The sequence below is a fragment of the Mycolicibacterium vinylchloridicum genome (genome assembly GCF_013404075.1).
GTDB classification, from domain to species: Bacteria; Actinomycetota; Actinomycetes; order Mycobacteriales; family Mycobacteriaceae; genus Mycobacterium; species Mycobacterium vinylchloridicum.
The window spans coordinates 81,097-93,800 of the sequence record NZ_JACBJQ010000002.1 but is presented as its reverse complement, the minus strand read 5'-3'; the positions used below and the strand labels follow the sequence as shown (position 1 = coordinate 93,800).

13 protein-coding genes are annotated in these 12,704 nt (G+C 66.1%); 4 read left to right on the top strand and 9 right to left on the bottom strand.

Going from position 1 to position 12,704, the window contains the following annotated elements:
* Positions 1–150 precede the first annotated feature (150 nt).
* Both HPC46_RS02395 and HPC46_RS02390 read right to left on the bottom strand, forming a co-directional pair.
* Positions 151–747 carry a TetR-like C-terminal domain-containing protein gene (locus tag HPC46_RS02395; RefSeq protein ID WP_179466615.1) on the bottom strand — a complete coding sequence of 199 codons (597 nt, stop codon included), beginning with the start codon at positions 745–747 and terminating at the stop codon, positions 151–153.
* Between the two features lie 61 nt (positions 748–808).
* Positions 809–1,450 carry a TetR/AcrR family transcriptional regulator gene (locus tag HPC46_RS02390; RefSeq protein WP_179466614.1) on the bottom strand — a complete coding sequence of 214 codons (642 nt, stop codon included), beginning with the start codon at positions 1,448–1,450 and terminating at the stop codon, positions 809–811.
* Between the two features lie 59 nt (positions 1,451–1,509).
* On the opposite strand from HPC46_RS02390, the gene HPC46_RS02385 reads away from it, so the two are divergent.
* From HPC46_RS02385 to HPC46_RS02370, 4 genes are all read left to right on the top strand, one after another.
* Positions 1,510–1,941 (top strand): hypothetical protein, encoded by a 432-nt coding sequence (locus tag HPC46_RS02385; RefSeq protein WP_179466613.1) that lies wholly within the window; start codon positions 1,510–1,512, stop codon positions 1,939–1,941.
* 11 nt (positions 1,942–1,952) lie between these two features.
* Positions 1,953–4,304, top strand: a complete 2,352-nt coding sequence (locus HPC46_RS02380) for an arylsulfatase (RefSeq protein ID WP_325096555.1) — start codon at positions 1,953–1,955, stop codon at positions 4,302–4,304.
* An 82-nt stretch (positions 4,305–4,386) separates the two neighbouring features.
* Positions 4,387–5,049: a L,D-transpeptidase family protein gene (locus HPC46_RS02375; RefSeq protein ID WP_325096541.1), complete on the top strand. Its 663-nt coding sequence runs from the start codon at positions 4,387–4,389 to the stop codon at positions 5,047–5,049.
* Between the two features lie 62 nt (positions 5,050–5,111).
* Complete coding sequence (locus HPC46_RS02370) at positions 5,112–5,804, top strand: DUF1906 domain-containing protein (RefSeq protein ID WP_218893636.1); 693 nt, start codon at positions 5,112–5,114, stop codon at positions 5,802–5,804.
* Here the strand turns inward: HPC46_RS02370 and HPC46_RS02365 are convergent, their stop codons facing one another.
* From HPC46_RS02365 to HPC46_RS02335, 7 genes are all read right to left on the bottom strand, one after another.
* Positions 5,805–6,458: a nitroreductase gene (locus HPC46_RS02365; protein ID WP_179466610.1), complete on the bottom strand. Its 654-nt coding sequence runs from the start codon at positions 6,456–6,458 to the stop codon at positions 5,805–5,807.
* 65 nt (positions 6,459–6,523) lie between these two features.
* Positions 6,524–7,309, bottom strand: coding sequence for an SDR family NAD(P)-dependent oxidoreductase (locus HPC46_RS02360; RefSeq protein ID WP_179466609.1), 786 nt, complete (start codon positions 7,307–7,309; stop codon positions 6,524–6,526).
* Between the two features lie 37 nt (positions 7,310–7,346).
* Positions 7,347–8,057: a cutinase family protein gene (locus HPC46_RS02355; protein WP_179466608.1), complete on the bottom strand. Its 711-nt coding sequence runs from the start codon at positions 8,055–8,057 to the stop codon at positions 7,347–7,349.
* 109 nt (positions 8,058–8,166) lie between these two features.
* A complete protein-coding gene (locus HPC46_RS02350; protein WP_179466607.1) occupies positions 8,167–8,883 on the bottom strand; it encodes an SDR family oxidoreductase in 717 nt (238 codons plus the stop codon).
* Between the two features lie 84 nt (positions 8,884–8,967).
* Positions 8,968–9,252: a hypothetical protein gene (locus tag HPC46_RS02345; protein WP_179466606.1), complete on the bottom strand. Its 285-nt coding sequence runs from the start codon at positions 9,250–9,252 to the stop codon at positions 8,968–8,970.
* 9 nt (positions 9,253–9,261) lie between these two features.
* On the bottom strand, positions 9,262–10,458 hold the full coding sequence (locus HPC46_RS02340; protein WP_179466605.1) for an amidohydrolase family protein: 1,197 nt from the start codon (positions 10,456–10,458) through the stop codon (positions 9,262–9,264).
* A 20-nt stretch (positions 10,459–10,478) separates the two neighbouring features.
* The gene (locus HPC46_RS02335) at positions 10,479–12,698 is read right to left on the bottom strand and encodes an acyl-CoA dehydrogenase family protein (protein WP_179466604.1); all 2,220 of its coding nucleotides are present in this window, start codon (positions 12,696–12,698) and stop codon (positions 10,479–10,481) included.
* Positions 12,699–12,704: the final 6 nt, after the last annotated feature.

Below are 12,704 nucleotides of genomic sequence, written 5' to 3'. Positions count from 1 at the left end.
AGCGCTCCGATCGGAAACCTGTGCACCCGTAGGCCTTTCGATATCCGGCGACACGAACACTGGGCGGGGGAGGGTCGATTCCCGGGCAGTCGGCTCCGATTGCCCTAGGCGGTACGGTACGGTACTGGATCTAGTGGTGCAAGACTGCCGTTACGCCAGGGGTCTGGTGAGGCTCGGGATGAGGACGTTGTCGACGAAGATTCGCACGGTCTCTGCGGTCAGCGGCCGGTTCGGGACGATCGACCGGAAGATCAGGTAGCCGGGCAGGAGATCCCAGAGTTCGTCGCTGACTGCCTCGCCCTGGATCTCACCCCGGTCGACGGCATTCTGTAGCACCGATTCGATCAGTGCCTTCCGGCCGTCGAGGAATTGATGCTGCATTGCTTCTCGCAGCGCAGGGTCGCGAGACACTTCGACCATGACCGCGCGGATGGTGGCGGAGTGCCGGGTGGCGTGCTCGGTGATCGCCTCGCCGAGCCGGAGCAGGTCGCCTCGCAGTGTGCCCGTGTCGGGCAGGACCGCCACCTGGCGGCACCCCTCGATGAAGGCGGCCAGGACAAGTTCGCCTTTCGAGGGCCAGCGCCGGTACACCGTGGCCTTGCTGGCTTTCGCGGTCGCGGCGACCGCGTCCACAGTCAGCCGCTCGTACCCGTGCTGCTGCAACAGCTGCAGCGTGGCAGCCAGCAATTCGGCTTCACGCGGCGACCAGGGAGAAGGCTCCGTGGTGCTGTCGGCAATCGAGGTCACAGGGCCACCATAGAGCCGAAGTGGCGGTACGGTCCAGGACAGTACTGCGATGGGTGCGCGGTTACGCGTTGCGATTCGGTGTCCAGCCGGTACGGCTGTCCCGCAGGACGGCGAACGCCTGCTTGATCAGATCGACCTCGCCGGCGCGGGCGGCTGGGCTTTGGCCGAGTTGCCAATACCTGATTCCCGCGCTGCGCAGAGCGGCCACCGCGCAGCGGGCCAGGACCTGGATTGCGAATTGTTCACCCGGATCGAGATCCCCGGATCGTGGGATCCGGTCGGCCAGCGCGTCGATGATCTCCTGCTCGAACTGCAACAACAAGCCGGGCGTCGACTTCGCCAGTTTGGGGCCCGGGGGTCCGTCGTGAAACAGCCACGACAGGTTGGGGCGGGACTTCTGCATCCGATCGAACAAGCTCACGAACGAATTCTCGACCGCCTCCAGCGGGTGTTCGCCCGCTGGCCGCCGCCTGATCGCCGCACCCAGAATCGGCAGCATCTCCTCGATGTCGCGTACCAGCAGGGCTTCTTTGCTGGCGAAGTAGCGGAAGAACGTCCGCTCGGTCACGCCCGCGGCCTCGGTGATGTCCCTGATCGTGGTATCCGCATAACCGCGCGAGTCGAACAGGGCATCGGCGGCGGATTGGATGGCGCGACGCGTCGCGAGTTTGTGTTCCTCACGCTTGCCGAGACCGGTCGTCATGGAGGAACTATCGCACCGAAGAGTTGTCAGGACTGACACCTTCCCATAATCTGTCAGTTATGACAGTTTTCGGCATCCGGATTCCGCGAGACGCACTGATCCGCGTCGCGTACCTGGCCGTCGGTATCAAATTCGGCGCGATCTGGCTGGTGCAGGGCGACAGCTCGCCATGGGAGCACGCACTGAATCTGATCGCGCTGATGGCCGTCGTCATGGCCGTGGCAGCGGCCGTACGGTGGTGGGCGGCGCGTCGGGGCCGATCCGTCGCCCACCATCCGATCGGCAGGTTTCTGATGGCGAAAACGGCACTCGTGGCCATGGCTGTGGCGGCCGGCCTCGCGCTGGAGAGCTCGGTCTCCAACGTCGATCTCTGGGTCGGTTTGGGCATTGCGGCTGTGGTTGGCCTGGTCGGACCGGCCATCCACCCCTGGCTGACGAAAGCGGCCCCAGCCGAACTCGAAACCACCGACGCCGCGGTCGCGGGCGTCTGAAGCAGGAGGAGATCGCCGTGGAATTCCAGGGGAAGATCGCCGAGGACATCCGCGATTCGATTCCGGACTGGCGGCCGTACCGGGGTGCATCGGCGCCCGAGGGCGCGCCGAACGTCCTCTACCTCTTGTGGGACGACACCGGCATCGCGACCTGGGATTGCTTCGGCGGCCTGGTCGACATGCCCAACATGAGGCGCATCGCCGACCACGGCATTCGGCTGACCCAATTCCACACGACAGCGCTGTGTTCTCCCACGCGGGCGGCGCTACTGACCGGGCGCAACCCCACCACTGTCGGGGTGTCCTCCGTGGTGAACCTGGCCGAAGGCTATCCCGGCCAGAACGGTCGCATTCCCGCACAGACCGCACTGATGTCGGAAGTCCTGGCCGAACGAGGGTGGTCGACGTACGCCGTGGGCAAGTGGCATCTGGCTCCCCCCGAGGATTGCCACGCCGCGGGGTCCCGACGGTATTGGCCGCTGGGCCGGGGGTTCGACCGCTACTACGGATTCCTGGACGGCATGACTGACCAGTGGTACCCGAGCCTGGTTAGCGACAGCCGCCCAATCGACCCGCCTGAGACACCGGAACAGGGTTATCACCTATCAAAAGACCTGGCCGACAACGCGATCGAGTTTCTGCGTGACCACCGGGCGTTCGCCCCGGACAAGCCGTGGTTCATGTACCTGTGTCCCGGCGCCGGCCACTCACCCCATCAGGTCCCGACCGAATGGGCAGACAGATACCGGGGCCGGTTCGACATGGGGTACGAGCGCTACCGCGAAATCGCCCTGGCCAACCAGAAGGCACTCGGCCTGCTCCCCGAGGACACCGAACTGTCGCCGATGAACCCGTATGCGGACTGCACCAGCGCCGACGGGCTGCCGTGGCCCGAACACGACACCGTCATCCCCTGGGATTCGCTCTCCGACGACCAGAAGCGAGTGTCCAGCCGGATGGCCGAGGTGTTCGCCGGATTCCTCAGCTACACCGACGCGCAGATCGGCCGGATCCTGGACTATCTGGAGGCTACCGAGCAGCTGGACAACACCATCGTCATCGCGATGTCGGACAACGGCGCCAGCGGTGAGGGCGGACCGTCGGGCACCCTCGACGAATTCACCCCGATGCGTGGTGGTGTGGACGCTCCCCCGTCCCTGGACCGGTACGACGAATTCGGCGGCCCGGGCACGAAGATGAATTACTCCAACGGATGGGCGATGGCGTTCAACACGCCCTACAAATTGTTCAAGCGCTACGCCTCCCATGAGGGCGGCATCGCCGACCCGTGCGTGCTTGCCTGGCCGCGGGGACTGAGTTCGCGCGGCGAGGTGCGCGACCACTACGTTCACGTCAGCGATATCACGCCGACGGTCTACGACCTACTGGGTATCGATCCGCCAGAGCTAGTCAAGGGCATCGTCCAGAAGCCATTGGATGGCGTGAGCTGTGCTGCAGCGCTGCGGGATTCGGATTCATCCAGCGACAAGCACGTCCAGTTCTATTCCATGATGGGCACCCGCGGTATCTGGCACGACGGTTGGTTCGCCAGCGCCGTGCACCCGCCGACCTCGGCATCGGCGGGCCGCCCGGGCTGGTCGAAGTTCAGTGAGGATCGGTGGGAGTTGTTCCGCATCGACACCGACCGCAGCCAGATCCGTGACCTCGCCGACGACCATCCCGACAAACTCGACGAACTCAAGGCGCTCTGGCACGCCGAGGCCCTGCGCTACAACGGATATCCGCTCAATGACTTGAGCGTGGCCGAGCTTGTCACCCGAGGGCTGGCCAACGCGGCGGATGCGCCGCGGCATGTTCAGCTCTACCCCGACACGCCTGCCGGTCGCACCCCGATGAGCGGACTGTTCGGCGGCCGCAGCTTCACGCTGCGTGCGCCGGTGACGATCGAAAGCCCCGAGGCCAAGGGGGTGATCTTCGCTCAGGGCGACCGAGCGGGCGGTCATGCGCTCTACATCGCCGATGGCCGACTGCACTACGTCGCCAACATCGGCGGACAGGAGCAGGTCCTCGGGTCGGACGAGCCGATTCCGATGGGACGGTGCGTGTTCGGTGTCGAGTTCACCGCGACCGGCGCGGCACCCCAGCCGCTCGAGGTCGTCGGTGATGTCGTCCTGACCATCGATGATCGCCTGTTCGCAATGTATTCCGGCATGCGGATGCCGGTCCTCGATCCGCTACAGGCGTTGTCAGCCGGGCGCGGCGTCACGTACTCGGTCTCCGCCGACTACGTCTCGCCCAATCCCCTTCGCGGCGCGGTGCTCGAGTACGTGGCGATCGAGTTCTCCGCCGCCGGTGAGCACCATCACGACGTCGTCGTCGAATTGGGATACAGCCACGACTGAGGCACTTCCGTTACCCGAACTGTCTGCTCGGTGCGGTTACCATGAACCTATTTTCAGCCGAGTCCGACATCTGAGGTGCCCTGTGAAGTCGTTCAAGACGTTGGCGAGCATCGGTGCGGTGCTGATGAGCGTGCCCCTGGCCGCACCGGCCGCCGCTGAGCCCGCCGTCGCGACCTCGCAGTGGATCGTCGTCGGCGTCCCCGCCGCAAGCGCCACCAGCGGTACGTTGACAGCCTTCCAGAAGGTGGGCCAGGAGTGGAAGGTGGTACTGGGCCCCACGCCGGCGAAGGTCGGTGAGCTCGGCGTCGGTGCTCCGGCGGACGGCGTCTACCGAACACCCGTCGGGACGTTCACCTTCGACCAGGCTTTCGGCCGCGAGCCGAACCCCGGCACAAAGATGCCGTACTTCCAGGCCACCAACCAGGACTGGTGGGACGAGGACGGTAAATCGCCGACCTACAACACTCACGTGCGCAGCTCGTCGCAGCCATCGGGCATTGCCGAGAATCTCTACGATTCCGGACCGGTCTACGACTATGCGGTGAACATCGCGTCTAATCCCCAGCGCATTCCCGGCAAAGTGGCCGGGATCTTCCTGCACGTGACCAACGGCGCTCCGACATGGGGATGTGTCGCGATCGGGCGCGAGGAGATGAAGTCGGTCCTGAATTGGCTTGACCCGGCGGCGAACCCACAGATCACCATCGGAGTCGGTGACCCGTCGCTGATCCCGGCCCAGCAGTGACACCGGTGGCGTCACGACGCGATGTCGTCAAGTACGCCCTGGGCGCATTCGCCGGCGCCGCTATGTTCGGAGCCCCGAAGGCATCAGCAGATGGGTTGCGGCTCATCGATTTCGCGGTCCGGCTGGTCTCGCCGGAACAGATCAAAGCGGCGGGCTATAACGGGGCGCTGGTGTACGTATCGGAGTTACGTCCCGGTGCCACCTTCGATTTCAAGCCGGTCACCCGGGAGTACACCGACGGGCTGATCGCGAACGGCCTGCATGTCGTCAGCTGCTACCAGTTCGGCAAGCCAGGCTGGCCGACCCCGTCGGACTTCACCCGCGGCTACGAAGGGGGCGTGGCCGACGCGCAGACAGCGCTGCGCCTCCATGGTGCGGCAGGCGGCCCGGATTCCGCGCCGATCTTCTTCAGTGTCGATGAGGACATCAATGCCGACACGTGGAAAAGCACTGCGAGCCAGTGGTTTCGCGGGATCAACTCTGTGCTCGGCGTACCCCGCACCGGCATCTACGGCGGCGCCCGCCAATGCCGGTGGGCCATCGATGGCGGAGTCGTCGGGCAGTCCAGCACTGCGGGTTATCGCTGGGCGTGGCAGACCCGGGCCTGGTCGGGCGGTGTGCGGGAGCCCGCCGCCGTGCTGTTCCAGCGTGAGGTGGTCACCGCGTCGGACCCGGGCGCGATCATCGACGGTGTCAGTGTCGACGTAGACGACGTGCTGGCGCCCGACTTCGGACAATGGGACCTCGCCCGTTGATCAGCTGTCCTTGAAGACGAAGTTGTCGTCGAGCGGATTGCGCGGCACCGTCAGCTGATTGCAGGCGAACTCCGGATCGGGGTAGCCGATCGACACCCCACACAGGATGCGCATGTCCTCGCCGATATCGAGGTGTTCACGCAGCACCTCGGGGTAGCCGGCCACGGACACCTGCACGCAGCTGCCCAGTCCGCGCGCGGTGAGCGCGAGCAGGAACGTCTGCAGAAACATCCCGACTCCGACCGCGTCGACATATCCCAGGTCCTTGTGCATGCACACCACTCCGGCCAGTGGGGCGCGGAAGAACTCCCAGTTGCGCAGTACCGCAAGGCGTCTGGCCTCCGCGTCGTGCCGCGCGATACCCATCGTGCCATAGACCAGGGCGCCCAGCTCGCTACGCAGGTGGGCGAACGACTCCGGTAGCGCGGGCACGTGCGGGGCGGCGATATCGGCTTGCTCGAGCAGTGCCTCGGCCAGCCGGTCGCGGGCCGGACCGGATGCGAAGACCACGTGCCAGGGCTGCACGTTGGAGTTGGAGGGCGCTCGAATCGCCAGTTCCAACGACTCCAGCACGAGTTCCCTTGGCACCGGTCTGTCCCGGAGGAACAACCTGATGGACCGGCGATCGGTGATCGTCTTCTCGAGGTCGTGCATCGCTTCCCCGCTTTCGTCAGCGTCCGTGATGGAAAAGTGCCGGCAAGCGCGGATTCATCCCGGCGCTACAGGGTCGTGACGTAACCGCCGTCGATGCGGATGTCGGAACCGGTGATGTTGGTGGAGCGTTCGCCGGCGAGGAAGACGGCGAGGTCGGCCACTTCCTGCGGCGTGGTGAACCGGCCCGTCGCCGAACCCGCGACCACCGAGTCCACCACCTGATCAGGGGTGACTCCGCTGGCGGCGGCGAACTGCTGGGCGATCCCGTCCTCGGCCAGCCACAATGGGGTGGCCACCGGGCCGGGGCTGATCGTGTTGACACGGATTCCGTTGTGGCCGAATTCCTTCGAGACACTCTTGGCGAAGTTGGCCAGCGCGGCTTTGGTCGCGCTGTAGTCGACGATGTTCCATTCGGGCAGTGCCGCGTTGACCGAGCCGATCATCACGATCGAGCCGCCACCGCGAGCGAGCATGTGCGGAAGGGCCTCTCGGGTGGTCCGCACGGCGGATAGGAAATTCACCGACAGCGAGGCCAGCCAGTCGTCGTCGGACACCGACAGGATCCCGTCGAAACGCGGGGTCACCGCGCCGGCGTTGTTGACCAGGATGTCGATTCCGCCGCGTTGTGTGGCAGCGGCGACCAACGCCTTGGGACCATCGGCGGTCGCGACATCGGCGGCGACGAAGGTGGCCGCGCCGGCCGCTTCCAGAGCCGCGAGCTCCTCGCTGTTGTGTCGCGCACCGGCGATGACGTGGGCGCCGGCGGCGACCAGCGCCTGGGCGGTGGCCAGGCCGATTCCCTTGCTCGCGCCGGTGACCACGGCGATCTTGTCGGTGAGACTGGTATCCATACCGGATACCTTGCCTCACGGTCGGGTGGGCCGGCGCTCAGACGGTGTGGTTGGGTGCCGGTGGCGCAGCGGAAATGGCGTTGACGGCGAAGTCGGCCGCTTGATCTGCCATGCCGTTGCTCTTGTACGCGCTGTGCGCGGACCGGTCCAGGCCGCCGGGGGAGCACACCGGATCACCGGGAGCACACAACTCGAGGGTCTTCGGCGCGTACAACCCACCAATGTTGATCGGTGGGGCATCGTGATCGGCCAGGCCGACCACCCAATCCGCCGGTGTCCCGAACAGCACCACCGCTGCGACGTGGGTGGCGACGGCCGGCGGCATCGGCCCACTGATGCCGGTCGGCAGAACGAAACCGGCAGGGACCGTTTCGGTGGTGGTGTAGCCCGCGACAGCGGCGCCCTGTGAATAGCCGCCCAACACGATCTTGGTGCCCGGGCAGCTCGCCGTCAGGGACTGGATTTCGTTGCTTGCGTCGGCGACACCTTCGGCCGCTTGCGAGAAATCCAGTGACGCCGGGTAGTTGACCGGATAGACACCGACGGTGGCCTTGCCGTTCAAACGGGCACTCAGCGCATCGACGAAGGCCTGGCCCGTGCCGCCGATCCCGGGTGCCTCGAAAGTTCCGCGGGCGAACACGACCTCGACATCCGGACATGAATTATCCGCGGCGGCAACAGCTGTCGCCTGCGGACCCATGAGAGCTGCGACTGATATTCCTGCGGCGGCCAGACTGGTGAGCTTCATGATCGGTCCTCCCGGGAGATGTCTTGTGTTGTCACACAGAATCCCGCGGCCGGGCGGCTCGGCACATCGGCGCTGCCCGCCAATCGGTGTACCGGCTAGCCGGTATTGCTCAGATGAACTGCTGCCCGCCGTCGATGTCGTAAGTGGCACCGGTCAGCGCGCCGTTGACCATGAGATGCACCGCCAGCGCGGCGACATCCTCGGGGCCGACGACCCGCCCGATGGGAAGGGCGTTGCGCAGCTCGTCGCGTCGGGGGTCGAGCTGGTCGCCGAGGAGCGCCGCCGACAGCGGGGTATCGACGAACCCCGCCGCGATCAGATTGACGCGGATCGGGGCGACTTCGAGCGCGAGTGCCGCGGTGAACGGTGGCAGCGCGGCGGTGGCGGCCGGGACGATACCGAGCCGGTGGTCGATCCGGCGGCCGCCGGTCCCGCCCATGAACACCAGGGAGCCGCCCGGTCTCATCTTGGGTTGGGCATTGCGCGCCACCTCGAGGCCGAGAACCACATGCGAGCTCAGCGCCTCGCGGATATCGTCGGCAGTCATCTCGAGCATCGGCCGGTAGCTTGGGCCGCCCGCGGTGACCAGCACGTGATCGATCTGGCCGGGCAACTCGGCGAAAAACCGTGCCAGGGCGCTGGAGTCGGTGGCGTCGAACGCCGCGGTGGACGCCGCACCGACCTCGTCGGCGGCCGCCTGCAGCCGCTCCCGATTGCGTCCGGTGAGGATGACCACCGCGCCCTCTGCCCGAGCCCGTCGCGCGGTTGCCAGGCCGATACCCGCACTGCCACCGATGAGGACGACCGTCTGTCCTTGTAGCTCCATGGTCACCAGGGTCCGCCGAACGTGCGGGTCATGGTCGATTGTCGGCGAAAAATTCACCGACAGCCCCCACACTCGGCGAACGCATCAGGCCAGCCAGCGATCGACCAGATCCGCCCAGCGCCGCGAGATGGCCTTGTCCAATTCGTCGCGCCGGCGCCGGGTGTTCACGTCCTCGGGTTCGATCGCGCCGATCGTCATGCGCGCCACCTCGTCGAGCTGCTCACGTTCCAGCCCGAACGTGAGCAGGATGTCGAGATCGGTATCGGTGTCCAGCTCGTCGGGCAGCGTCGAGCGAGCGAGCAGAACGGCGGCGTTCTCCTCACCGGCCTCCAGCAACATGGCGACCAGACCGGCCTTTGCGACCTTCACGGCGGCGAACTACACCGGTCGGCGGACCGACAGCTCGATACCGTTGTCCCGCATGACCTTGCGGCACTGCTCGGGCGTGTAGTCGAAGTTCTGAAGGTCCTTGATGTACGACGCCGGCTCGGCCAGGCCTTCGACGTGGGGGTAGTCCGATCCCATGAGGATGTGGTCGTCACCCATCAGCTTGAGCAGGCTGGCGAGCTCGTCCTCGTAGAACGGTGACACCCACACGTGGCGCCGGAAGGTCTCTCGAGGATCCTCCTGGTAGATGAACGGGATCTGGCCCCACGACTTGGTCAGTTTCTCGAACAGGTGGAACACCCACGTCGAACCGCTCTCGATACACGCCATCCGCAGATTCGGGAATCGCAGAAAGAGCCCGTTGTGCAGATGGTTGGCGAAGGTGTCCTGGATCGCGTCCCCGCTGAACAGGCTCCGGAAGCCCAGCAGCGCGTTGAACGACATCATGTAATCCGACTCGCCCCACGCCGGCATGAACTTCGAGTAGTAGGTCTCACCCGAGTGGTAGCACACCGTGATGCCGGAATCGTTTGCCAGCTGCCAGAACTCGTCGAACATCGGATCACCGGGCGGACGCATGCCGATGTCGGTGGTGATCGGTCCGGGGATCATGACGATGAAGCGGGCGTCGCGCTCCAGCGCCCACTCGAGCTCGCGCACCGCCTCGGCCGGCCGGCACATCGTGATGTAGGGAGCGGTGAAAATCCGCTCCTGATAGGCGAACCCCCAGTCGTCGTCCAGCCAGCGGTTGAACGCCTTGAACGTCGCGACCGTCGCGTCGAAGTCAGGTAGGAGTGCCTGCTCCATCCCGACTCCGAGGGTCGGCAGCATGATGCAACCCTGCATGCCCTGTGCGTCCATGGCCGCGAGCCGTGCGTCGCGGTTGCGGTATTCGGGCCGGATTGGCTCCAGCTCACCGAACAGCGAATTCAGGTCGGAGCCATGCGGATTGCGGCCGCGGAAGTACTCGTCGAGTGCGCCGGGCTTACCGACCGGGTCGAACGTCGGGTTCGGGATGAACCGGTTGACTCTGCCGCCCACCATCAGTCGCTGCCGGCCGTCGAGCTGCGCCCACTGGATTGCCCGCTTCTTGAGCTTCGGATCGATATAGCGAGTGAACGCGTCCTCGGCCTCGTAATAGTGGTTGTCGCAGTCGAAGAACTTGAACGGAAGCTCAGTGGTCGTCATCGCGGCGGTGTCCTTTCCGGCTATTTCCGTGGCAGGCCCAGAATCATCGACGCGATGATCGTCAACTGGATCTCTGCCGTCCCGCCGCCGATGAGCTCGGACGGCATGTCGAAGTAGGGAGCGATCACCGCGGGATCCGAATCCTCCAGCATCCCAAGGCGTCCGGTGAGTCCCAGCGTCGCGGTCGAGGCGCGGCGCAACAGCAGCACCATGGCGTACTTGGCGATGCTCGACGTCGGCCCGGGCCCCTGCCCCTGAACCAGGCGCAGGGTCTCGCGTAGCACCATCGCCTTGATGGCTGTGGTGTGTGCCTCGATCTCGCCGAGCGCCTGCAGGGTCGAGTCGTGGTCGGGTCCGTCCATATCGGCCATCCGGCGAAGCGCTTCGGAGCGGTCGATCGTGACGTAGTTGCTGATCGCCGTCCGTTCGACGGCCATGGTTGCCACAGCCAGGTCCCAGCCGTGCCCGGGCTCCCCGACCAGCATGTCGTCTCCGACGAAGACGTCGGTCAGGAAGACCTCGTTGAAATCGAAATGCCCGCTGGCCTGCTTGATCGGGCTGATCTCGATGCCGGGTGAGGACATGTCGACCAGGAAGTAGCTGATACCGCGGTGTTTCGGTGCATCGGGGTCGGTGCGGGCCAGCATGGCGCCGAACTGGGCGACGTGCGCCGACGACGTCCAGATCTTGTGACCGTTGACCAGCCAGCCACCGTCGACCTTCTGGGCGCGAGTGACCAGCGACGCGAGATCCGAGCCGGCACCGGGCTCGCTGAACAGCTGGCACCACCGCTTGGTGCCCCGCAGCATGTCCCAGGCGAACCGTTCACGTTGCGAATCGGTTCCGCTGTTGAGGATTGTCGGCAAGATCCACTCGGCGATACCGAGCGACGGCCGGACCAGGGTGGGACGTTTGTCGAACTCCTCGGTGATGATCACCTGCTGTACCGACGAGGCGCCCACACCCCACGGCGCGGGCAGATGCGGCGCGACCAGGCCGGCTTTGGCCAGCAGGTCACGCTGCGACCCGTACGCCAGACCGGGTGCCCGAGTGTCGTCGGTGGGTGTCTCGTTCGGCAACGCGGCGGCTTCGTCGAGGATCTTGGCCAGCTCTGCCCGGAATTCCGATTCGACGTCACCGAGATTGATTGCGGTGGAACGCTTCAGGGTCCTGGCCAGTTCACCGGCTTCGCGCGCCCACCGGGTGGTGGACCCTAGCGATGCCGCCAGACTGGTGGCCCGCCGCCAGTACAGATGGGTGTCGTGTTCCCAGGTGTAGCCGATCGCCCCGAACATCAACAGTGCATCGAGCATCAGGTCCGGTCCGGCGCAGACGGCCATGAGCGCGGCCGACGACGCCGCAAGCCGGTGCTGCTCGATGCTCTCGTCGATGGCGCGCACACCATCCCAGGCTGACGCGGATGCCAGCTCGGCGTTCACCAGAAGCACAGCGGCCTTGTGTTGCAGCGCCTGGAACGATCCGACCGGCTTGCCGAACTGCTCGCGCGTGCGGATGTAGTTCACCGCGGTCTCGACGCCCTTACGCACTGTCCCGGCCGACGCGCACGCTGTCAACGCCGCCACCACGCAGCGAGCCCGCTCGGTGTCGATCCCGGTTACTGTGGCATCGGCCGGGTAGTCGTCGAGCGTGAGCACACCGACATCGGTGCTCAGGTCGGTGCCGCGCTGCTGCTCGATCGTCATCCCCGCAGCTGCGGAACCGATATTCAGCACGAACCACAGATCAGTGCCGTCATCGTCATGGGCGGCTACCAGGACCCGCTGCGCCGCAATGAGACCCAGAGTGCTGCCGATCGAGCCGGTCAGGCGCCATCGCGCCCCGTCGCGCACCGCCTGCACCGTGGAGTCCTCCGGGAGGACGACGGCAGCCGTCGTCCCGGAGGCGATGTCGGCGATCAGCGTCGCTGCCGAGTCGCCGCCCAGGACGGCGACGGCGCCGGCGGTCGCGGTGCTCAGCAGCGGCCCGGGCAGCAACGCGGCCGCGGCCGCCTCGATGACGCAGGCCATGTCGGCCAGCGTGCCGCCCTGGCCACCGGCCTCCTCGGGAAGGTGCACCGCGTGGAAACCGTTGGCGGTGAATTCCTCCCACCACGTGGGTAATTCGCCGGCGGCGATCGAGTCAAGGGCGGCCCGCGTCTTGTCGATCGGGGCGTGCCGGGCCGCGAACTGGGTCACAGCCTCCGCGAGCTGCTCCTGCTCGATCGTGATCGCTAACGCCATGGGGTG